This window comes from Desulfotruncus alcoholivorax DSM 16058, from assembly GCF_000430885.1.
In the GTDB taxonomy this organism is placed as follows: domain Bacteria; phylum Bacillota; class Desulfotomaculia; order Desulfotomaculales; family Desulfallaceae; genus Desulfotruncus; species Desulfotruncus alcoholivorax.
The window spans coordinates 75,995-97,545 of sequence record NZ_AUMW01000009.1 but is presented as its reverse complement, the minus strand read 5'-3'; the positions used below and the strand labels follow the sequence as shown (position 1 = coordinate 97,545).

Annotated in this window: 21 protein-coding genes; 15 read left to right on the top strand and 6 right to left on the bottom strand. The window is 48.1% G+C overall.

All coding sequences use genetic code 11. The features are described 5' to 3' along the window. The first annotated feature begins 1 nt into the window (after window position 1). From H569_RS0104845 to H569_RS0104835, 3 genes are all read left to right on the top strand, one after another. Window positions 2-919, top strand: coding sequence for an ABC transporter ATP-binding protein (locus tag H569_RS0104845; protein WP_027364081.1), 918 nt, complete (start codon window positions 2-4; stop codon window positions 917-919). Between the two features lie 116 nt (window positions 920-1,035). Beyond that, window positions 1,036-2,145, top strand: coding sequence for an ABC transporter permease (locus H569_RS0104840; RefSeq protein ID WP_027364080.1), 1,110 nt, complete (start codon window positions 1,036-1,038; stop codon window positions 2,143-2,145). Between the two features lie 25 nt (window positions 2,146-2,170). After that, window positions 2,171-2,731 (top strand): TetR/AcrR family transcriptional regulator, encoded by a 561-nt coding sequence (locus tag H569_RS0104835; RefSeq protein WP_027364079.1) that lies wholly within the window; start codon window positions 2,171-2,173, stop codon window positions 2,729-2,731. A gap of 187 nt (window positions 2,732-2,918) precedes the next feature. Here the strand turns inward: H569_RS0104835 and H569_RS0104830 are convergent, their stop codons facing one another. Next, entirely contained in the window at window positions 2,919-3,332 is a 414-nt protein-coding gene (locus H569_RS0104830; RefSeq protein WP_238492465.1) for a spore coat protein, read from the bottom strand. Window positions 3,333-3,344: 12 nt separating this feature from the next. Beyond that, a complete protein-coding gene (locus H569_RS19220; protein WP_034629515.1) occupies window positions 3,345-3,605 on the bottom strand; it encodes a hypothetical protein in 261 nt (86 codons plus the stop codon). A gap of 214 nt (window positions 3,606-3,819) precedes the next feature. On the opposite strand from H569_RS19220, the gene H569_RS0104820 reads away from it, so the two are divergent. From H569_RS0104820 to H569_RS0104805, 4 genes are all read left to right on the top strand, one after another. Then, on the top strand, window positions 3,820-4,344 hold the full coding sequence (locus H569_RS0104820) for a BON domain-containing protein (protein WP_034629513.1): 525 nt from the start codon (window positions 3,820-3,822) through the stop codon (window positions 4,342-4,344). Window positions 4,345-4,362: 18 nt separating this feature from the next. After that, window positions 4,363-6,969: a bifunctional acetaldehyde-CoA/alcohol dehydrogenase gene (gene adhE, locus H569_RS0104815; protein WP_027364076.1), complete on the top strand. Its 2,607-nt coding sequence runs from the start codon at window positions 4,363-4,365 to the stop codon at window positions 6,967-6,969. A 254-nt stretch (window positions 6,970-7,223) separates the two neighbouring features. Then, complete coding sequence (locus tag H569_RS0104810) at window positions 7,224-7,562, top strand: P-II family nitrogen regulator (RefSeq protein WP_027364075.1); 339 nt, start codon at window positions 7,224-7,226, stop codon at window positions 7,560-7,562. 101 nt (window positions 7,563-7,663) lie between these two features. Further along, on the top strand, window positions 7,664-8,986 hold the full coding sequence (locus tag H569_RS0104805) for an ammonium transporter (protein ID WP_027364074.1): 1,323 nt from the start codon (window positions 7,664-7,666) through the stop codon (window positions 8,984-8,986). 161 nt (window positions 8,987-9,147) lie between these two features. Here the strand turns inward: H569_RS0104805 and H569_RS0104800 are convergent, their stop codons facing one another. Then, entirely contained in the window at window positions 9,148-10,386 is a 1,239-nt protein-coding gene (locus tag H569_RS0104800; RefSeq protein WP_027364073.1) for a (Fe-S)-binding protein, read from the bottom strand. 236 nt (window positions 10,387-10,622) lie between these two features. Here H569_RS0104800 and H569_RS0104795 point away from each other — a divergent pair, with 236 nt between their 5' ends. From H569_RS0104795 to H569_RS0104775, 5 genes are all read left to right on the top strand, one after another. Further along, window positions 10,623-11,543, top strand: a complete 921-nt coding sequence (locus H569_RS0104795; RefSeq protein ID WP_027364072.1) for a 3-hydroxyacyl-CoA dehydrogenase — start codon at window positions 10,623-10,625, stop codon at window positions 11,541-11,543. 343 nt (window positions 11,544-11,886) lie between these two features. Then, window positions 11,887-14,283 (top strand): heavy metal translocating P-type ATPase, encoded by a 2,397-nt coding sequence (locus H569_RS0104790; protein WP_407638025.1) that lies wholly within the window; start codon window positions 11,887-11,889, stop codon window positions 14,281-14,283. A 32-nt stretch (window positions 14,284-14,315) separates the two neighbouring features. Further along, complete coding sequence (locus tag H569_RS0104785; protein ID WP_027364070.1) at window positions 14,316-14,516, top strand: CopZ family metallochaperone; 201 nt, start codon at window positions 14,316-14,318, stop codon at window positions 14,514-14,516. Between the two features lie 99 nt (window positions 14,517-14,615). Further along, window positions 14,616-15,365, top strand: a complete 750-nt coding sequence (locus tag H569_RS0104780) for a hypothetical protein (protein WP_027364069.1) — start codon at window positions 14,616-14,618, stop codon at window positions 15,363-15,365. Window positions 15,366-15,396: 31 nt separating this feature from the next. Then, window positions 15,397-15,849 (top strand): hypothetical protein, encoded by a 453-nt coding sequence (locus H569_RS0104775; RefSeq protein WP_027364068.1) that lies wholly within the window; start codon window positions 15,397-15,399, stop codon window positions 15,847-15,849. Window positions 15,850-16,312: 463 nt separating this feature from the next. On the opposite strand, the gene dmpI is transcribed toward H569_RS0104775, so the two are convergent. Continuing rightward, complete coding sequence (dmpI, locus tag H569_RS0104765; RefSeq protein WP_027364067.1) at window positions 16,313-16,501, bottom strand: 4-oxalocrotonate tautomerase DmpI; 189 nt, start codon at window positions 16,499-16,501, stop codon at window positions 16,313-16,315. 211 nt (window positions 16,502-16,712) lie between these two features. On the opposite strand from dmpI, the gene H569_RS0104760 reads away from it, so the two are divergent. After that, window positions 16,713-17,315: an FmdE family protein gene (locus H569_RS0104760; RefSeq protein ID WP_034629511.1), complete on the top strand. Its 603-nt coding sequence runs from the start codon at window positions 16,713-16,715 to the stop codon at window positions 17,313-17,315. A gap of 13 nt (window positions 17,316-17,328) precedes the next feature. Here H569_RS0104760 and H569_RS0104755 read toward each other — a convergent pair whose 3' ends face one another. Further along, a complete protein-coding gene (locus H569_RS0104755) occupies window positions 17,329-18,960 on the bottom strand; it encodes an NAD+ synthase (protein WP_027364065.1) in 1,632 nt (543 codons plus the stop codon). A gap of 141 nt (window positions 18,961-19,101) precedes the next feature. Further along, a complete protein-coding gene (locus tag H569_RS0104750; RefSeq protein ID WP_238492464.1) occupies window positions 19,102-19,539 on the bottom strand; it encodes a DUF488 domain-containing protein in 438 nt (145 codons plus the stop codon). Window positions 19,540-19,750: 211 nt separating this feature from the next. Between H569_RS0104750 and H569_RS23555 the strand changes: the two genes are divergently transcribed. Together H569_RS23555 and glnA are read left to right on the top strand one after the other, a co-directional pair. After that, window positions 19,751-19,906 carry a DUF4309 domain-containing protein gene (locus tag H569_RS23555; RefSeq protein WP_114679251.1) on the top strand — a complete coding sequence of 52 codons (156 nt, stop codon included), beginning with the start codon at window positions 19,751-19,753 and terminating at the stop codon, window positions 19,904-19,906. A 297-nt stretch (window positions 19,907-20,203) separates the two neighbouring features. Then, the gene (gene glnA / locus H569_RS0104740; RefSeq protein WP_027364063.1) at window positions 20,204-21,526 is read left to right on the top strand and encodes a type I glutamate--ammonia ligase; all 1,323 of its coding nucleotides are present in this window, start codon (window positions 20,204-20,206) and stop codon (window positions 21,524-21,526) included. The last annotated feature ends 25 nt before the right edge of the window (window positions 21,527-21,551 follow it).

The following is a 21,551-nucleotide window of genomic DNA, read 5'->3' as shown; positions in this document are numbered from 1 at the left end:
AATGGAAGAATACGTGGTAACCACGGATAAGCTGACCAAAGTTTTCGGCAATTTTACAGCTGTCGACAGCCTGACCATGAACATACGGCGCGGTGAAATATATGGTTTCCTGGGTCCCAACGGGGCCGGTAAATCCACGGCCATCCGGATGCTCTGCGGCATACTGGAGCCTACTTCAGGCAGCGGCAGGGTTCTTGATTATGACCTGGTCAGGGAACCGGAGAAAATAAAGCAAAAAATAGGGTACATGTCTCAAAAATTCAGCCTGTATGATGATCTCACCGTGCGGGAAAATTTAAATTTTTACGCCGGCCTGTATGGCGTAAACGGGACGCTCCGGAAAACCCGGGTCCAGGCTATGGTTGATATGGCCGGGCTGCGCGGCAGGGAGAACGAACTCACAGCCAACCTCAGCGGCGGCTGGAAACAGAGGCTGGCCCTTGGCTGTGCCATTATTTCAAAGCCTTCCATAATTTTTTTGGATGAGCCGACCAGCGGGGTCAGCCCAACCAGCAGGCGCCTGTTTTTTAATATTATCCGCAAACTGGCGGGTGAGGGAGCGGCTATTTTGGTGACCACTCATTTTATGGACGAAGCCGAGTATTGCGACAATATCGCTTTTATTTCCGCCGGCCGGCTGATGGCGGTAGATACCCCGGATAATTTGAAAAGAAGTGTCATCGAAGGCTGTTTGGTGGAAGCAGAACTGCCGGATGCAATAGACTGGATTAATAAAATTGAGGCTTTGCCTTACGTCAAAGAATGTTCGGTCCATGGCCCGGTGCTGCACGTTTTGCTGGAGCATGAGCAAAATATAGCGCTCCTGGCTGAATTTACGGGCGCGGCAATAAAGCGTGTGACGCCGTCACTTGAGGACGTGTTTATTGCGCTGGCGCGAAAAACACGGAGCGGTAATTAAGGAACTAATGGGGAAAGCCCACATGTATCTGGCAGAGTACCAGCAATTTAATGATAACGTATGGCGGGGACCAACGGCCCTCAAACCACGATTTTTCAGGAGAGAGGTGTTTGAAGATGAACAGAATACTGGCGGTGCTGCACAAGGAATTCTTACAAATGCGCAGGGACCGGATGACCCTGGCCCTGGTTTTTATGCTGCCCCTGGTTCAATTATTGCTGTTCGGGTATGCCATTCAAACCGAGGTCAGGCACATATCAACGGTGGTTTTTGACCAGTCCCTTTCGGCGGAAAGCCGTGACCTGTTGCAATCCTTCAGTGCGTCAGGCTATTTTGACATCAATTACACTGCCGGCAGCTATGATGAGGTCAGCAGGATGATTGACAGCGGCAGGGCCAAGGTTGGGATAATTATTCCGCCCGATTTTTCCCGCAGTGTTAAAAGGGGCGAACCTGCCCAGGCCCAGGTAATAGTCGATGCCAGCGATAATATGGTGGCCAACCAGGCGGTGGCCATCGCCAATTCCATCGGATTGATTAAATCGCAGGAGATATTAACCAGGCTAAAAAACATTGGTGGGCCGCCATATGATATCAGGGTCAGGCCCTGGTATAATCCCGACGGCATTACTGCTTACTATATGGTGCCGGCAATCCTGGGTATTATTGTGACCATGACCATGGTGATTATGACTTCCATGGGCATAGTACGGGAAAGGGAGCGGGGCACCCTGGAACAGCTTATTGTAACGCCGGTTAAATCTTATGAATTGATGATTGGAAAAATATTGCCGTATATTGCCCTGGGTTACGTGCAAATTACCGTGGCCCTGCTGGTGGGGGTAATTGTCTTCGGTGTGCCCGTACGCGGCAGTTTAGTGGAGCTTTATTTATTAACCTTATTTTTTATTACCGCTTCACTGGGGGTTGGGATCTTTATCTCCAATATTGCCAAAACTCAGATGCAGGCCTTTCAAATGTCGTTTTTCTTCATGCTGCCGAGCATCCTGTTGTCTGGTTTTATGTTTCCCAGGGATGCCATGCCCAGATTAATTTATTTTATCAGCAACCTGATACCTCTGACTTATTATCTGGATATCATCAGGGGCATAGTTTTAAAAGGCATCGGATTTCAATACCTGGTCGGACAGGTTGCGTCCCTGCTGGTTTTCTCTGTGGTGTTGCTGGTTATGAGTGTAATTAAATTCAAGAAAAAAGTCGCATAAAATAAGCGGGTGGTGTTGATAAAAATTGAAAGAAAGAATAATCAGCGCTTTTATGGATTTATCCTCCACCATGGGTTTTTACAACGTAACCATGGACGAGCTGGCGAACCGGGCCGGCATGAGCAAAAGGACGATTTACCGCTATTTTCACAGCAAGGAAGAAATAATTGAAGCAGTCCTGGATGAATTTATGAGTAAAGTTGCAGGTGGAATAGGGCAAATAATAGCAAAAGAAAAAAAACCGGCAGCTATCATCGCCGGCATGGTCCATTACATCACTCAAACCGCCCCAACCTTTATTAACCCGCTGGTTTTGAAGGATTTAAAGGTCCATTATCCGGAACTTTGGCAAAAAATTGATCGTTTTAGGGCCGAGAAAATACAAGGTTTTATCCGGTTTTTGGTAAAGGGAGAACAAAAGGAAGAACTGCGGGACATAGACCCGCGCATTTTTACTGCTGCTTTCATTGCCTCCATTCAGGCAGTGATCAATCCAGTTTTTATCCTGGACAATGACCTGACCTTTGACGAAGCGGTAAAACAGCTTGTGGAATTGTTTGTGCACGGGTTTCTGAAAGAAAAGTAAAAAACCTTCATGCCGCTGGCGCGGTACCAGTTGATCAAGGAAAAATTATGGCGAAGGGCCGGCTCCCGCAAGTGATGTGCGAAAGCGCCGGCAACAGCACCCGGCGAAGCGCCGGTCAAAACCGGACTAGCGGGCGTGATGCCCGCGAGAGGCGTGTCCAATAAACGGACACGCCTTTTATGTCTGGTTACTGCAGGTAATTGGAATAGGGGAATTGCGAGCTATAGCCGGTGAATTTTTGGTGCGTTTGGACAAGCTTTTGCGCCTGTTCCGCCTCCAGCGTATACCAGCCCTTGCGGAACATCAGGTTGAAAAGTTCCCGGGTCATGGCATGGGTTTCAGTAAAAATGCGCATTAAATCATTATGCAGCTGCCGGTGGCTGGCTTCACGCACGAAAACATTCAAGTTGTCTGTTAAATATTTTTCCTGAGCCAGCGCCAGATTCAACGAATCCCTGTCGTTGATCTTCGGCCCCTTTGTTTCAGGTAGCCCTGTTTGCGGGTTTTTAATTTGGTTTTGGTTCTGCTGCAGATATTGTTGTCCCATCAACGGGTTACCCTGCATCCCCTGTATCTCTCCCATGTATTGATTAAATTGCATTTCTCCCACCTCCTATTGATTATCCACATTATATGGGTCCGTGTGTCTTAGCAGTATCTGGTAATGAACCTGGTGCATCCGGCCAACTCGATTTAAAAAATCTTTTATTTCCGGGTCTTTGCAGTTTAGAGAGGCGTGATGCATCATCTTCATGGAGGCCAATTCCCAGGACAGCGCGTCCTTTAAATAAAGATGGTCCTTGGTGCTGATAACGTTGGGCGGTTCCGGCATGATTTGCCCGAATTGTTGCCGCTGCTGATATTGGTTAAGCATACCCAAGTCTCCTTTCAAACAGATTTTGTTTTATATTTTCTTAATATGAGGATAGTTATGTAAGGGGTTTATAAAAAATAAAAGCAGCATCAAAGCACAGTAGGATCTTTTGGTATCTGCTGAAGGCGATGTTTTTTTATATGGCGGCTTTAACATACAAATTTAGGGACAAGGTAATAATAAGCCCATAAATATTTTATTGCGGGGTGACATTATGTCTGAAAAAGACCTGAAATTGCGGCGGAAAATTCAAGCAATGCTGGATAAAGATAAAGATTTAAGGAATTACAGCCTTAAAGCCAACGTAATAGACGGTAAGGTTGAGATAACTGGAATAGTAGACACGCTGTCTGAAAAAAACAGGCTCAGGGAAAAACTGCAGGGCCTGGACGGGGTCAAGGGCATTGAGCTTGGCCTGGCTGTCAGCACCGACGGTGCCATAGATGATGAGTCCGTTACCGCGGAAGTAATTGAAGAATTAAATGCCAATCCCGGGGTGAACCTGCGGCATGTCGGCGCCAGGTCCGTTGATGGGACGGTGTTCCTTATGGGTACGGTAGAAAGTGAAGACGAGGAACGGGAGGCTGTCAAATCAGCTGAAAAGGCCCGGGGAGTAAAGAATGTTATCAGCCAGCTAAAAATTCGGCCTGGGGGATACGATGATGAGAGCTTGGAAGCTATTTTCCATCACCAGGTTAATAATGACGCGGAGGACGAAGGAGAAGCCAGGATTTTTTAAAGGACGGAGGTGGTTGTGATGGGCGGGAAAGAGCCGGAATTTACCGGTGATGAGGAACAGTTAATGGTGGACAAGCTTGTCGAAAAGGCTGAAAAGGCGCGCCAGGCGCTTGTTAAGCTGAATCAAAAACAGATAGACCGCATTGTCCAGGCCATGGCGCTGGCCGGCCTGGATAAACACATGGAACTGGCCAGGCTGGCCGTGGAAGAAACCAGGCGGGGCGTTTATGAAGATAAAATGATCAAGAATATTTTTGCCACGGAGTCGGTGTATCACAGCATAAAATATAAGAAAACCGTTGGTGTTATCAGTGTCAACGATGAAGAGGACTACATGGAGGTAGCCGAGCCTGTTGGGGTTATTGCCGCCGTAATCCCGGTCACTAACCCGACATCTACTACCATGTTTAAATCATTAATTTGCCTGAAAACGGCCAACCCGGTGATTTTCAGCTTTCACCCAGGGGCCCGGGGATGTAGCGCCGCGGCTGCTAAAACCATGCTTGACGCGGCAGTGGAAGCTGGCGCCCCCGGGGATTGCATCACCTGGATAGAGCATTCCAGTATCGAGGCCACCGGTTACCTGATGAACCATCCCGGGGTGCACTTAATTTTGGCTACAGGTGGCGCCGGCCTTGTCCGTGCGGCTTACAGTACGGGAAAACCGGCCCTGGGTGTCGGACCGGGTAATGTTCCCTGCTATATTGAAAAATCGGCCAAAGTTAAGCGGGCTGTAACCGATCTTATTCTGAGCAAAACTTTCGACAACGGTCTGATCTGTGCTTCGGAACAATCCGTCGTTATCGACAGGAACATTTATGAAGAAGTCACTTCATTAATGCAGCATTATGGCTGCTACTTCCTAAATGAAGAAGAAACTGCCAAACTGGAAAAATTAGCCGTCAAGGGCGGGGATTGCAGCCTGAACCCCGCCATAGTGGGACAATCGGCTTGTGCTATTGCCAAAATGGCGGGTTTCGAGGCGCCTCCGGGCACCAAAATACTGGTGGCTCCCCAGCAGGGCGTCGGCCCGCAGTATCCCCTTTCCATGGAAAAATTAAGCCCGGTACTGGCCTGTTACCAGGTGGACGGCTACAGGGACGGCATCAAAAGGTGCGAGGAAATCATCGGTTTCGGCGGGCTGGGCCACTCGGCGGTGCTTCATTCTGAAAACAAGGAAGTTGTTGACCTTTTTTCCAGGCGCATGCGCGCGGGGAGAATTATTATTAATTCTCCGGCCTCGCACGGGGCCATAGGGGACCTGTATAACGTCAACGTTCCTTCACTGACCCTGGGGTGCGGTTCTATGGGCCATAACGCCACCACCTCCAATGTCAGCGTGGACAATTTGATAAATATCAAGCGGGTTTCCGGCAGAAGGGAAAAGTTGCAGTGGTTCAGGGTTCCCGAGCGGATTTATTTTTCACCTGGTTCGGTACAGTATCTGGAAAAAATGCAAGGGGTGGAAAGGGTTATCATTGTTACCGACCCCGGGATTGTTAAGCTGGGTTTTTTGGACAAAGTTATTTACCACCTCAAAAAGCGCAATAACCCGGTTATAATGGAGATTTTTTCCGAAGTGGAGCCGGATCCTTCGGTGGATACAGTTCAAAAAGGCTGTCAGGTGATGAAGCAGTTTCAACCCGACACCATTATTGCTTTGGGCGGCGGCTCTCCGATAGATGCGGCCAAAGCTATGTGGCTTTTCTATGAGCATCCCGAAGTAGAATTTGAATTTTTGAAGTTAAAATTTCTTGATATTCGTAAACGCACCTATAAATATCCCAAATTGGGGCGTAAAGCCAGGCTGGTTGCCATTCCCACAACCAGCGGGACCGGTTCGGAAGTCAGTGCCTTTGCGGTTATTACGCACAGGGGCCGGGATATCAAATATCCCCTGGCGGATTACGAACTGACCCCCGACGTGGCCATCATCGACCCTGAATTTGTGAGCACCATGCCGCCCGCAGTAACCGCCGATACAGGTTTGGATGTCCTAACTCATGCCGTGGAAGCATATGTATCGGTAATGGCTTCAGATTATACAGATGCTATGGCGCAAAAAGCTGCTGAACTCGTTTTCAAGTACCTGCCTGCCAGTTATGCAAGCAAAGATAACCTGGAAGCGCGGGGCAAAATGCATAACGCCTCGTGTATTGCCGGGATGGCCTTTACAAATGCCTTCCTGGGAGTATGTCACAGTCTGGCCCACAAAATTGGCGGTGAATTTCATATCCCGCACGGCAGGGCCAATGCTGTTCTGTTGCCGCACGTAATCAGGTATAATTCCGAGATACCCAGCAAATTTGCCTCTTTTCCACAGTACGAATATTACCAGGCACCGGAAAAATACAGGCAGCTGGCAGCTCTGCTGGGGCTGCCGGCGTCGGATGTCCGGTCGGGTGTTGACAGCCTGATTGACGCGGTGGAGAAATTGCGTTCCGCGGTTGGTGTACCTGCCACAATAGCCGAATGCGGGGTAGACGCCGAATTATTTAAAAAGAAGGTACCGGAGCTGGCGGAAAAGGCCTTTGACGACCAGTCCACCACCGCCAATCCCAGGATGCCGTTAATTGAGGAACTGGCGGCTATTCTGCTGCGGGCGTATGATAACGCCAAGGCTTGAGCATAAATTGATCATTCATGTTACTGTTAGGAGCGAAGCGACGTGGCAATCCTTATAGGAAAGGGGACACAACTACCCTTCAGGGATTGCTTCGTGCGCTCGCAATGACAAAAAATATTAGCTTGCACGTGCAGTCCTTGTAGAATATAATTAATAATTATCAGATACGATGAAGTATCTAAGTCATGGCCAAAGAAGGTCCTGATACCGTTGTGCGCGGGTTGGGGCTTTTTTATTTGGGAGGTATAAGCCAAGTGAAAAAAATTGAAGCCATAATCCGCCCGGCCAAGCTGGAAGATGTCAAAGAAGCTCTTTCACGCTTCGACATACACGGTATGACGGTTAGCCAGGTTTTTGGGTGCGGCCTGCAAGGCGGTTGGGTAGGTGTGTACAGGGGGCACGAGTACAGCATCAACCTGCTGCCCAAAGTGAAGCTGGAAATTGTTACCAAAGACATCTGGGTGGACGAAGTTGTGCGGGTTATCAGTGAAGCAGCCCGGACCGGTGATGTCGGAGACGGAAAAATTTTTATCTACCCGGTGGAAGACGCAGTGCGCATTCGAACCGGGGAAAAACACGAGGATGCAATTTAAAAGTAAATAAAGTAATTCCAGTGTTGGAATAAGGGCAAGGGCGCTCGTAGCGGGATTTATCGTTACTTGCGCTTTTATTTATTTTTGAAGGAGTGTGTGTTGTGCATATCAGTTTAAATGAACTTGCCTCGGGCATAGATACGGTGTGGGTGTTGCTTTGTGCGGCCCTGGTGCTTTTTATGGAAGCTGGTTTTGCCTTTTTGGAGGCCGGATTTATCAGGGCTAAAAATTCTTTGAATATTGTGATGAAGGTTTTTACTGATTGTACTTTTGGTATGCTTGGCTTTTGGGCCATCGGCTTTGGCCTGATGTACGGAATGAATGTTTCCGGCCTTGTTGGGAGCAGCGGCTTCTTTTTGACAGGTAATTTGCAGCACATTGATTTAAGTATTCCCATACCCGCATTCTGGATATTCCAGGCTGCTTTTGCCATGGTTGTGGCTTCGATCGTATCAGGCGCGGTGGCCGAACGGATGAAGTTTAGCGCTTATATCATATTTACCTTTTTATGCACTTCCTTTTTATATCCGGTTGCCGGGCACTGGATCTGGGGTGTGGGAGGCTGGCTGAACAAGCTGGGAATGATTGATTTTGCAGGGTCCGCGGCAGTTCATGCCTTTGGTGGCTGGGCATCTCTTGCGGCTGTTCTGGTTCTGGGACCACGTACAGGCAAATATAATGAAGACGGCAGTGCAAATGTTTTGCCGGCACACAATATGCACCTGGCCTTTTTAGGCACGTTCATTCTTTGGTTCGGCTGGTTTGGGTTCAACCCCGGCAGTTCCTTATCAGGTTTGAATTCAAGTATTGCTCACATAGCGCTGACCACCAACCTGGCGGCGGCAGCAGGAGGCGCAACCGGAATTCTCTTTACCATGCGCCGCTATGGCAAAGCCGATCCCAGTATGGCTATTAACGGCGCGCTGGCCGGCCTGGCTGCCATTACGGCCGGAACCGCTGCTGTAAGTCCCGGCAGTGCAGCTATTATTGGTGCAGTGGCAGGAATTTTAGTAGTTTTGGCGGTGGAATTTTTTGACAGGGTCAAGGCCGATGACCCGGTGGGTGCCATTGCGGTGCATGGAGTCGGGGGGACCTGGGGGGTACTGGCTGTGGGGCTTTTTGCAACCAAAGGCGGTCTCTTCTTTGGTGGGGGCATTCACCAGCTGGTGGTTCAAACTTTGGGCGTGCTTGGTGTTTCCGTTTGGGCTTTTGGCATGACTTATCTGGTATTTGTCTTGTTAAAGGCAATTATGGGAATTCGTGTCACCCGGCAGGAAGAATTTGAAGGGCTCGACCTGAACGAGCATGGAATAACCGCTTATTCCGATCTTGTGACTGGTGCATTAAAAGGGGTTGGCCACGGTGCAGCGCACCACCCGGAAGGAGTTGGCCTGCCATTGACTAATACTATAACGGTACGCTAAATTTAAAAAATGCAAAGAAAACGGTGTCAAATTAAAGTTTAATTTTGACACCGTTTTCTTTCACTTTTTTTCAATGAATATTTGCCATATGTGTGGCATGAGTTAAGGACAAAAGTAATAATCGCGTGCGCTTATGAACTATTTGAAGGCGTGTTTTTTTATTATTTTTGGGGTTTTTTATCCATGATTAAAGCGTGGCTGATTAAATGGTGCAGGTGAATTACCTTGGCATCCAGTTCGTAGTATTTAATAATGTCGGTTAGCTGGTCGAAACAGTTGTGGCAGGGACAGGCAACAAGATGGCATCCCGTATCCTTGATCTGGTCGGCTTTCAGCTTGCCCTTGGCCATCCGGTAGGGATAGATGTCTTTACCCATGGCCAGCAGGCCGCCGCCACCGCCGCAGCAGTAATTCATTACTCCGTGAGGATGCATTTCCCTGAAATCTGTGACTGTTTTGTTTAAAACGTAGCGCATAGCGTCACCCAGCCCCTGTTTGCGCACAGAATTACAGGGGTCATGCAATGTAATCGGCTCGGTGTTTATACTGGGATCCACGTGAAGCAGGCCTGCTTCAAACCATTCCACGTATTTTTCAACAATACTTTTTACCGGGTATGTATTGTCTTTTTCCAGCCAAACTTTAGGGCCCCACTTGTTGGCATGGGTGGCGTGGCCGCATTCGGTTACAACAAGCTCTTTTACTTTAAGGCGTTTGACTTCATCGGCGTATCTCTGAGTGATTATACGGGCTTCTTCATCATTGCCGTTAAACAGCGCATAATGGGTTGCGTCCCACCACCTGCTGCTGCAGGTCCAATCAGCGCCAACGTACCACATTATTTTAGCGATGCTCTGGACATCGTGAGGGTAGTATTTAATTTCACGCGGGTCCCAAAGGAATAAGAATTCAGCACCTTCCTTATCGATCGGTATTTTAGCGTTGGGATCGCCGACTTCTTCCTGCAGCTCTTCTTCCATCCATTCCAGCGTTTCCAGGTAATCTTCGGTTGAAACCTCCATCTGGTTGCCGGTTTTAATCTGGGCATCAACGACATCCTGTAAGAAGCCCGGCGCCCTGAGGCCAAAATTACCCCTGACCGTCCTGACCAGTGTCAAAACTTCCACACCCATGGGGCATTCGTAGGTACAGCGCCCGCACTGGGTGCAGGCCCAGATAAAGTCGGAATTTAATACCTCTTCGCGCATGCCCAGGGTTAGCATCCGGATAAACTTCCTGGGGTCGGCGTTATCGTGAACACCGTTGTAAGGACACCCTGCGCTGCACATACCGCATGACAGGCAATTGTAGAATTGTTCGCGATCGCTGGTTGTACAGGCTTTGGAAACGACTTCGTGCATAAAGTTGGGGTCTAGTTTGTTGGCAAAGATTACACTCACTTTTTTTCCCCCTTACTGAATAGTTAATTAACATTAGTTTAAAACCATAATGAAATAATGTCAATTAACAATATTGGTTCCTTTGTCCATGTCAGGGGGAAAAATGCAAATGGCATTGATATGGCATTGCGATATAAACATTAAAAAAGAGGAATTGGCAAGTCTTTCGTTAAATAAGATGATCTATATTGTCAGTTGTTGACACTACAAGACTCAAAACGCAGGAGGATTTATTTATGCAGTTAGCCGATATTAAGCGAGTTCTAATCCTGGGCGCCGGTACAATGGGGCAGCAAATTGGTTTGCAATGCGCCATGCATGGATATGAGGTGGTGTACTATGATTTGTCCCGGGAAATTCTGGATAAGGCTGGGAAAAGCATGACCAAACTTGCCTCTTGGTATGCGTCCACTGGCCGTCTTACCGAAGAGCAGCTCCAGCAGACACTGTCTCGAATCTCCATGACCCCGGACCCGGCTGAGGCCGCCCGGGAGGTTGATTTAATAAGCGAGTCGGTGCCCGAGGACCCGGTTATCAAGGGTAAAATCTTGGCCCAGTTCAACAAGCTCTGCCCGGAGCGCACCATTTTTACCACCAATACCTCCTTACTGCTGCCCTCCATGTTTGCTCAGGCCAGCGGAAGGCCCGAGAAACTTTGTGCTCTGCATTTCCATGATCTGCGGTCCAACAACGTGGTAGACGTCATGCCTCACCCGGGCACCGCACCCGAAGTTACACAGCTGGTACAGGATTTTGCCAGGAGCATTGGTCAAATTGTTATCCTGCTTCAAAAGGAAAACAGTGGTTATGTTTTTAACACCATGCTTTCGAGCCTGTTCTTATCAGCCCTGACCCTGGCCTCCAAAAATGTTGCTTCCATTGAAGATATTGACCGGGCCTGGATGGGGGTCACGGGCATGTCAATCGGGCCTTTCGGTATCATGGATCAAGTAGGCCTGTCAACGGTTTGGGACATCACCGACTACTGGGCTAAAAAGAAAGGAGACAGGCAGGCCCAGGCCAACGCCGACTTTTTAAAGCAGTATGTGGACAAGGGTATGCTGGGATACAAGACGATGCAGGGTTTTTACTCCTATCCAAACCCCGCATATTCAAAAAAAGATTTCCTGTACGCTGAATCTGAAAAAGGGGATTAGTTGAACTCGCACCAAATGCTGTGTTGGGAACTGGGAAATAGAAAGCTGCTCGTAAGTAAGAGCAGCTTTTGCATAAAATTTTTGGTTTTTGGCACATTTTAATAAAGCCTGTGCTTTAATTATAAGCCCCTTTGTTATATAATATTATTTGAATATATGGTGGTGTGGATAAATTAATAATTAAAGCAATTTTAATTGATTGATGTCCCCAAATAACCTTTCGCCATTTTACTTGTTGAGCCGGCTCATTATAATGACCTGGGTTCCACTGTTTCCCGGCTGAAAATAACTGGTTGGATTAAAGGGTATAATAAATCCGGGCTTTACCGGGGGAGGCATGTATATGGATCAGTTAAAAACTGAAGAAGTGCTGACACTTCCCATTTCAGGCATGAGCTGCGCCGCCTGTTCAGCCAGAGTCGAAAAAGGTTTGAGCAAAATGCCGGGTGTTATTGAAGCAGGTGTTAACCTGGCCCTGGAAAAGGGAACCGTAACCTATGATCCCACCCGGGTTACTCCGGGGGATATAATCTCCAAAATCAGAGATATCGGGTATGAGGTACCTGAGGATAATGTGGAACTGTTGATATCCGGTATGACCTGCGCGGCTTGTTCGGCCCGGGTTGAAAAGAAGCTCCTTTCTTTGCCGGGTGTCCGGGAAGCCGCTGTAAACCTGGCCACAGGCAGGGCAATGGTCAGGTTTATTCCGGGTCTGATAACAGTAAATAAGTTAAAGCAGGCTGTAGATGCCCTTGGTTATAAAGCCTGCCGGGCGGCTGATATTTCGCGGGACGAGGAAGGACTGGCCCGGCAGAAGGAGATACGCTTGCAAATAGCCAGATTTGTCCTGGCGCTGGTATTATCACTACCCTTATTAATGATGATGTTCACTGAGGCCATTGGTTGGCATAATTTCATGCTTAGTCCTGTATTGCAGTTGGCCCTGGCTACCCCGGTGCAATTTATCGCGGGCTGGCAGTTTTACAGGGGGGCCTACCATGCCCTCAAAACAGGTGGGGCCAACATGGACGTACTGGTGGCCCTGGGTACTTCGACAGCATATTTTTACAGCCTGGTATCTGTTTTGGCGGGCTGGCGGGTGTTTTATTTCGAATCGGCTGCTGTCGTTATCACGCTGATCTTGCTGGGTAAACTGTTGGAGGCTGTAGCTAAAGGAAAAACCTCTGAGGCCATTAAGAAGCTGATGGGTCTTCAGGCCAAAACCGCCAGAGTAATACGCAACGGTATAGAAGAGGATGTTCCCGTTGAAGAAGTTGAGGTGGGTGATGTCGTCCTGGTTAGACCGGGTGAAAGAATACCGGTAGACGGGGTTATTATTGAAGGGGTTTCCAGCGTGGACGAGTCCATGTTAACCGGAGAGAGCGTACCCGTGGATAAAGTTCCGGGAGACGATGTGGTAGGCGCCTCGGTCAATAAGCAGGGCAGCTTTACTTTCCGGGCCACCAGGGTGGGGGAAGATACCGCCCTGGCCCAGATTATTCGGATGGTGGAAGCGGCCCAGGGGTCCAAGGCTCCCATTCAGCGGCTGGCCGACAGGGTATCAGCTGTGTTTGTTCCCTTGGTAATTGTCATTGCTTTAATCACATTTGCAGGCTGGTATATGTCCGGCGCAGGGTTCACCGCTGCCTTGATTAAAATGACAGCGGTACTGGTGATCGCCTGCCCCTGCGCGCTTGGGCTTGCCACCCCCACTGCCATAATGGTGGGTACAGGCGTTGGCGCGGAAAAGGGAATTTTAATCAAGGGCGGTGAGCACCTGGAGCGTGCCGGTAGAATCAACACCGTGGTTTTGGACAAAACCGGCACCATAACCAGGGGTGAACCTTCCGTTACTGATGTGCTGGTTCTGCCGGGCTTTAATGAACGAGAGCTTTTAGCAGCAGTAGCGGCGGGAGAAAGAAAATCGGAGCACCCGGTGGGACAGGCGGTGGTCAGCTATGCCGTGGCCGGCGGGGTGATGTCTGATGCCGAAGTTACAGAATTCCAAGCCGTCCCGGGAAAAGGTATCCGTTTCAAAATGGGCGACAGGGAATGGCAGGTGGGCAACGAAGAAATGGCCAAGGCGCAAGGCATCAATATAGAAAAGGTTTTGCCGGATAAAAACCGCTGGGAAGAAGAGGGGAAAACGGTGATGCTGGCGGTTTCCAACAGCCGGCTGGCCGGCATGATTGCTGTGGCGGATACTATCAAAGAGCATGCCAATGAGGCCATTTCCAGGCTTAAAGACCTGGGTTTGGATGTCTATATGCTGACCGGGGATCAGGCTAGAACGGCTCGTGCCATTGCCAAACAGGTGGGGATAACCGATGTAATTGCCGGGGTACTGCCGGAAAATAAGGCTCAAGAAGTGACAAAATTAAAGGAGGCTGGAAAAGTTGTGGCTATGGTGGGCGACGGGATTAATGACGCGCCGGCCCTGGCCACGGCGGATGTCGGCATGGCCATTGGCACAGGGACGGACGTGGCCATGGAAAGCGCTTCCATAACCTTAATCCGCGGGGATTTGCGGGCTATTGTCCATGCTGTAAAACTTTCCAGGCAAACATTAAAAAAAATAAGACAAAATTTGTTTTGGGCATTTTTCTATAATGTTATTGGCATTCCGCTGGCTGCTTTCGGCGTGCTTACGCCGGTTATGGCCGGGGCGGCAATGGCATTCAGCTCAGTTTCCGTTGTAACCAATTCTCTTTTGTTGAAGCGTTACAACCCTGAGCGCTAATGGAAAAATTATAAACTAAGGAGGTTAACAAAATGAGTCAAACAGTATTAAAAGTTGAAGGTATGAGCTGCAATCACTGCAAAATGGCCGTGGAGAAAGCGCTGAAAGCCGTTAGCGGCGTGGAAAACGCCCAGGTGAACCTGGACAAAAAAGAAGTTGTGGTAACAGGTACAGCCGATCGGGACAAGCTGGCCAAAGCCATTGAAGATGCCGGTTACACTGTGGTAAAGTAGGTATTAAGCGCGAGACCCGCTAAAGGGCGGGTCATTTATTTTTCTGCCGCAACTTTATGATAATATAGAAATAATGTTGCTAAAGGAGTGGGGTTAATTTTGAATTTAAGTGAACTGATTGATTTACAAATAAAGAAGTCCATTGTGGAATTTGGTATAGAAAAATATTATCGTGAGCCCCTGCTTGGTTTTGCTTCTGCAGACGATCATTTATTTACTCAAATTAAACAAATAGTGGGTCCCCATCACCTGCATCCCAGGGAGTTTTTGCCCGGGGCAAAAACAGTAGTGGCTTTTTTTATTCCGTTTAGTGATGTGATTATCAGTGCCAACCGAAAGACACCCGGGGTAGCCCGGGAATGGGCGGAGGCCTATATTGAAACCAACCGGCTGATCACTGGGATTTGCGGGCAGATTATCAATTTACTTGAAAGAGAGGGGTATAGTGCGCTGGCCGAAAAACCCACCCACAATTTTAATGAGGATGACCTGACCGCGGGGTGGTCTCATAAAAGTGTCGCCTTTGTTGCAGGTCTGGGTACCTTTGGTGTCAACAGAATGCTGATTACCCGGGCGGGCTGTGCCGGCCGTTTGGGCAGCGTTGTTACCTCAGCGGTTATCCCGCCCAGCCCAAAGCCGCAGGAGGAATACTGTGGCTATTATAGTGCCGGCAAATGCCTTTATTGCGTGAAGCATTGCCCCACGGGAGCTTTAAAAACCGGTGGGATTGATAAGCATACTTGTTACCGGCGGTTGCTGGAAGTGGATCGTGAATTTGCAGATTTAGAATTATGCGATGTCTGTGGCAAGTGCGCTGTGGGGCCGTGTGCAGCGGGTCCGGTTAAATGAAATAATTAAAGATTAATGAAGGGGTGGAGCAATGTATTGCCAACTGGATCAGGTGGGTGAAATTCTCAATGTTGCCGGGGCGGTAAAGGATGCTGTGTGCAAGGATCAACAAGCACCCTTTGATTCTACAATAATAAGTTTTAAAGCCAGCTCAGTTATTTTCGGGTTATTGCTTTTGAAGGACAACGACGTTTTTATAAAAAAAGGGAATGTTAATGTTAACGGCAAACAAGCCGGTTACTACTGGGTGGAGCTTTACCTGGACGGTCTGCCTTTTGTTTTAACTGTTGTTTGTGAGCCGGTTCCGGAAATTTTATTCTTGCCGGTGGAAGAGGCGGTGGAAAAATACAGGTTCATACCAGAGAAAGACCATGCATGGCGGCCAACTGATTGTGAAGAAGAAATTTGGCAGGCAGTCCTTAATGATCTTGACATTAAGAAAACCGCCCAACAGATTATTGATGATATTTTAAGGATTATGTAAGTCAAATTTAACCCGTACCATGCATAAACATTTAATACAGTTACATTATTCCTTGGTTACGCGCGGGTGTGATAATGGACATAAGGGCAAGATAAAGCCAAAATAATTGACCAGACAGCGCCGGTTTGCTGCCAGGGATCAAAAAGGAGGTTTTATTCAAGGAGGGAAATCTGTTATTATAATTTAGAAACCTGTAAATTATACTTAAGGAGAGTGGATCCATTACTATGGACGATGGCGCGTCGCCACTATTAATTATCACTTTACTATCCCTTTTTATGGTGTTTGTTAACTTCGTATTTGTTGCGAAAGTATTCTTTTATAAAGGCAAAACCTCTCCATCTTTTGCAGCAGTGGAACAGGTTAAGCCCAGGAACAGGAAGTTGACCCAACCGAATTGAGCATTGATTGCGAGAACCTCGTGTATTCACTATACCCGAGGTTCTTTTTTTACAGGCCGACTTTACTTTTGCATCTGCGACAGCAGTACGCCGCCGACGCCAACATTATCCCGCTCCCGTTCTTCAATTAAGACAATAAAAGATTTCTCTGGGATTTTGGTTACTTCCGCAGCTATTTTGGTAAAAGCTTTAACTAATTCCGCCTTTTGTTCCAGGGAAAGTTTGGGCCCGTCCATAGTAATCACAGGCATTAGCACTGCCCTCCCTTGCTTTTTAAAGTAGCATACCACATTGACAAAGAATAAAAAACCATATAGCATGAAAATTGAAAAAAATTTACTGGATTCATGTATTGGCCGGTTAGCAAAGGGGCCATGAAAGTTACTTTTAGCATGGCCTTTAAGTTGTTTCCCCGAAATTTTTCAACTTTAGACTTTTTATATTGAGGTGATAACTGTGTGCATGGAAAGAACCCCCTGGGAAAAAGCGGTTGAGTTCCACGGCCATTCCTGTCCCGGTTTGGCAATTGGTTGCAAAGTTGCTGAAATAGCGCTTAAGCATTTGCGGGAAATGCGTTCGCGGGATGAAGAACTGGTCGCGATTGTAGAAAACGATTCCTGCAGCGTCGATGCCGTCCAGGTCTTAACCGGATGCACCCTGGGCAAGGGAAATTTGATATATCGTGATTTGGGCAAGCAGGTCTATACCTTCGGCAGCCGCAGCGGTAACAGGGCGCTAAGGATTTCCGTCAATGGCGACGCCAGGCGCCCTGACCCGGAGATGCAGGAGTTGCGCCAAAAAGTATTTTCGGGTTCGGCTTCACAGGAAGAACGGGCCAAGTTCCAATTGGCCCAGGGCAGGAGAATTGAACAGATTCTCCAAATGGATGAAAGCCAATTTTGTACGATAAAAGAAATTGATTTCAAATTTCCCCCCAAAGCCAAAATATTTCCGTCAATTAAGTGCGCCACCTGCGGGGAAATGGTAATGGAGCCGCGGCTAAGGGTGAAGAATGGTGAATTTGTTTGCCTGGATTGTTTTGATGACTATTCCAGGGGCTGGTAGCTTATTGACATCCTTAATCTGAACGCCAGCGCTGGGCAATGGGTATGCGCCGGCCCGGTCCGAAAGCCCGGGAAGTGACCCGGATGCCCGGAGGCGCCTGCTGCCGCTTGTATTCGGCATTATCCACCCGGCGGGCGATACCGGCAGCCAGCTGCCTGTTAAAACCCATGGCTGCTATTTCGTCTACGGATTTAATATCTTCAATATAAGCTTTGAGAATTTGATCAAGCACAGGATAGGGGGGCAAACTGTCCTCATCCTTTTGGCCGGGCCTCAGCTCTGCTGAAGGGGGCTTGTCTATAACGCTGCGGGGGATGATTTCATTTTTCCTGTTTATGAATTCAGCCAGTTGGTAGACCATTGTTTTGGGCACGTCCGCCAGGACGCTCAGTCCGCCCGACATATCGCCGTACAGTGTGCTGTAGCCCATGGCCATCTCCGATTTGTTGCCGGTGGTTAAGACCATGGGACCCTCCCGGTTGGAAATGAACATTAAAATATTGCCCCTGATCCTGGCCTGAACATTTTCTTCAGCCAGGTCAATAACCGGTTCGCCTGCCGGGTTAAGCTCCCGGATATAGGATTGGAAAATATTTTCTATAGGAATAACCCGGTATTCGATGCCCAGGTTTTCAGCCAGGGCGCGGGCGTCGTCCCCGCTTCCCCGGGATGAATAGCGTGAGGGCATGGAAACGCCGATTACATTGGAAGGGCCAAGCGCACCGGCTGCCACCGCAGCCGTAACCGATGAGTCGATACCGCCGCTCAGTCCTACCAAGGCCCTCCTGAAGCCGTTTTTGTGCAGGTAGTCCCTGGTTCCCAGTTCCAGCGCCCGGTAAACCCAACTGATATCTTCGCCGGTTTCAATGGGCGGGGCGGGGTTGGTGTTAAGCATTTCCGTTTCGCAGAAAACCAGCTCCTCCTGGAAGCTTTTCGCTTGAACGATTAACGTGCCGTTCCCCGCAACCGCGCAGCTGGAGCCGTCAAACACCAGGTGGTCGTTGCCGCCCACCTGGTTGACATATAAAACCCCGATCCGGTGCTTTCTGGCCGTCATGCCCAGCATTTCGACCCGCAAGCTGTGCTTGCCGAAGTTGTAAGGTGAGCTGGACAGATTGATAATTAAATCCGCTCCCTGTGCAACCAATTCTTCAACCGGGTCGATATCATATAATTGCCGCTGCCAGAAATCCTTATCGTTCCAGATATCCTCGCATACCGTTATACCCAGCCTAATTCCTCTGTAATCAATACACAGGCGCTTGGTTGCCGGTTCAAAGTACCTTTTTTCATCGAAAACATCGTAAAAAGGCAGCAGTGTTTTGTGTTGGATACCGGAAATACGGCCGTTCTCCAACAAAACGGCGGAATTATACAGGCGGCCGTCCCGGTGCAGCGGCGCGCCCAGCAGGACTCCTGTATTTCCACATGCCGCGGTAATTTCCTTCAGCTTACCGGCCACAGCATCAATAAACCGGCTGGATAACAATAGATCCCTGGGCGGGTAGCCGGTTAAGCAAAGCTCCGGGAAAACCACCAAACCGGCCCCCTCTTGAACGGCTTTTTCAGTATAAGCAATAATTTTTCCGGCGTTGTATGGCAGGTCACCAACAACCGGGTTTATTTGGGCCAGGGCTATTTTCATCTTGTAATCACTCCGTTCGTAATAAATAATGCCCGGTATTTTTTTAGAACATACCGGGCGTCTTTGCCCCAAGACTAATAACCGAAATCACAAGTTTTATATGCAATTCATTAAAAGGTCCCCAAAACTTTATGAGTCTTTTTACAAATGTCCTATTTTTACATTCGGCAATAAATTCGAATAATATTCAGCCAATAGTCTTCTATGGCACTCCTCCGGTTTGTCCTCAGAGCATAGCAAGCAAACAGGACTATCTTGCTTTTCGAAATCTATACTTTTCAACGGATCTCTTTGCAGTAGTATGTTATTATACTCTTCTTCGTAATCTTGCCAGGTTATTTGTTTCTTCTTAAATTTTTTCATTAATTCTTCGGTCGGTGCTAATTCCGGGTGATGTTCATAATCAATACCGACAAGGCTGAGGATATATTCCAGGTCATCTTTTTTGGCATAACCTGCCAATTGTGACGTATTATTAAGTCGCACATCTATTAACTTATTTACACCAGCGTCTTTTAATCTAGTAATGAACTGTCTTAAATTCTTCTTCGAGAAACCAATAGTATAAATTATAATCAATTTATTGTCCTCCGGTATTTTATAAATAAAGTTAATTGCTAGTATTTTATCGCATACTTTAATTGTTGGCAATAAATTGCAAACAGGCTAATGTTGCAGCTTTCCATTTTTTTTAACTTACTGAGGTGGCATTTTCTCAGAAAGACTTTAAGGTGACATTATCACAGAGTGAACATACACCGGGCTCATTCATCATTGTAATACCGAAGATATGCTGGTTTATCAGGCTGGAGAAAAATATCAGCTGTTATTCATCTTCCCCAAAGCCACTCAGCAAAATTCCGACCCTCAACTGGATCATTATAATGTTTTTTATCCAAGTGGGTCTGCCAACCTGATGGCAGATGACCCGGGAATAAGGTATTAGAAAATCCGTTCACGAAAAAACTATTGCTTTAATGTAATTAATGATTTATAATTTACACATTAAAAATTAAATAACCTTAATACAGTGTTGTATTAAATTAACGGCAATGATGCCCACAAACAAATTATAGTTGTATATAATTTGTTTGTGGGCTTTGGTATTTTTACAGACTAATACGCCGACGAAGATGTCGGTACATTACGGCGAAGGGGCCGGCGGAAGGGTTTTAACAACCTTTTTGCCGGCTTTTATGGTATATGCTTTTTATTATCTTGATTAATTGAAAGGTGGTTTAACATGAACAAAAACGATGTGATTGCAGAAGCAAGGGAGAAGGGAGTCAAGTTTATCAGATTGCAGTTTACCGACCTGCTTGGGGTGATGAAGAACGTCGCCATTACCATCGACCAACTGGAAAAAGCCCTGGACAATGAACTGATGTTTGACGGTTCCTCCATTTACGGGTTTACCCGGATTGAGGAATCGGACATGTACCTGCGTCCCGACCCCAATACTTTTGTTGTTTTCCCCTGGCGGCCAAGGGATGGCGGGGTGGCCAGGTTAATGTGCGATATTTATAATCCCGACGGCACTCCTTTTGACGGTTGCCCCAGGGTGACCTTGAAACGTACTTTGGCCAAGGCCGCTGAGTTGGGTTACACCATGCAGGTGGGGCCGGAATTGGAATTCTTCCTGTTCCGTCTTGATGAGGAAGGGGTTCCCACCCTGACCACCCACGACAATGCCGGTTATTTTGATCTTTCACCGGTTGATTTGGGGGAACAGGCCCGCAGGGAAATCGTTTTAACTTTGGAACAGATGGGGTTTGAAATTGAGGCGTCGCACCACGAGGTTGCGCCCGGCCAGCATGAGATTGATTTTAAATATTCTGATGCGCTTGATACCGCCGACAAGATCGTTACTTTTAAATTTGTTGTCAGAACCATCGCCCAGCGGCACGGCCTGCACGCCACATTCATGCCCAAGCCGGTTTTCGGCATCAACGGCAGCGGCATGCATACCAACCAATCACTGTTCAAGGGTGACACTAATGCTTTCTTTGACCCGGACGGCCCTATGCAGCTCAGCAAGGAAGCGTATTACTATATCGGGGGACTGTTAAAGCACGCCAGAGCTTTAGCGGCTGTAACCAACCCCACCGTAAACTCTTACAAAAGGCTTGTGCCCGGTTACGAGGCGCCGGTTTACTTGGCCTGGAGCGGCCGGAACCGCAGCCCGCTGATTAGAATACCGGCCAAGCGCGGTTCCAGCACCAGGGTTGAATTAAGGAATCCCGACCCCTCCTGCAATCCGTACCTGGCGTTGGCAGCTTGCCTGGCGGCCGGCCTGGACGGTATTGTCAATAAGATTGATCCGCCGCCGGCTTGCGACAGAAACATTTACCATATGACCGGCACTGAACTCAACGAACTGGGTATAGGATCACTGCCCGGCAGTCTGGAGGAGGCTTATGCCGAACTTGCCCAAAATGAAGTCATCAAAGGTGCGCTTGGGCCACATATTTATGAAAAATTGGCCGAAGCCAAAGCCAAGGAGTATGACAGTTATCGCGTAAGAGTACACCAGTGGGAGATTGACCAATACCTGACTATGTTCTAATTCGCGGTAAATCAACATGCTTAAG

Excerpts from the sequence above, each read along its gene's own strand:
- H569_RS23555 (WP_114679251.1), top strand. The coding sequence starts at position 19,751 with ATGCTGGTTTATCAGGCTGGAGAAAAATATCAGCTGTTATTCATCTTC.
- H569_RS0104760 (WP_034629511.1), top strand. The coding sequence starts at position 16,713 with ATGGAAAGAACCCCCTGGGAAAAAGCGGTTGAGTTCCACGGCCATTCC.
- adhE (WP_027364076.1), top strand. The coding sequence starts at position 4,363 with ATGGGCGGGAAAGAGCCGGAATTTACCGGTGATGAGGAACAGTTAATG.
- H569_RS0104820 (WP_034629513.1), top strand. The coding sequence starts at position 3,820 with ATGTCTGAAAAAGACCTGAAATTGCGGCGGAAAATTCAAGCAATGCTG.
- H569_RS0104790 (WP_407638025.1), top strand. The coding sequence starts at position 11,887 with ATGGATCAGTTAAAAACTGAAGAAGTGCTGACACTTCCCATTTCAGGC.
- dmpI (WP_027364067.1), bottom strand. The coding sequence starts at position 16,501 with ATGCCTGTGATTACTATGGACGGGCCCAAACTTTCCCTGGAACAAAAG.
- H569_RS0104775 (WP_027364068.1), top strand. The coding sequence starts at position 15,397 with ATGTATTGCCAACTGGATCAGGTGGGTGAAATTCTCAATGTTGCCGGG.
- H569_RS0104795 (WP_027364072.1), top strand. The coding sequence starts at position 10,623 with ATGCAGTTAGCCGATATTAAGCGAGTTCTAATCCTGGGCGCCGGTACA.
- H569_RS0104785 (WP_027364070.1), top strand. The coding sequence starts at position 14,316 with ATGAGTCAAACAGTATTAAAAGTTGAAGGTATGAGCTGCAATCACTGC.
- H569_RS0104845 (WP_027364081.1), top strand. The coding sequence starts at position 2 with ATGGAAGAATACGTGGTAACCACGGATAAGCTGACCAAAGTTTTCGGC.
- H569_RS0104755 (WP_027364065.1), bottom strand. The coding sequence starts at position 18,960 with ATGAAAATAGCCCTGGCCCAAATAAACCCGGTTGTTGGTGACCTGCCA.
- H569_RS0104830 (WP_238492465.1), bottom strand. The coding sequence starts at position 3,332 with ATGCAATTTAATCAATACATGGGAGAGATACAGGGGATGCAGGGTAAC.
- glnA (WP_027364063.1), top strand. The coding sequence starts at position 20,204 with ATGAACAAAAACGATGTGATTGCAGAAGCAAGGGAGAAGGGAGTCAAG.
- H569_RS19220 (WP_034629515.1), bottom strand. The coding sequence starts at position 3,605 with ATGCTTAACCAATATCAGCAGCGGCAACAATTCGGGCAAATCATGCCG.
- H569_RS0104840 (WP_027364080.1), top strand. The coding sequence starts at position 1,036 with ATGAACAGAATACTGGCGGTGCTGCACAAGGAATTCTTACAAATGCGC.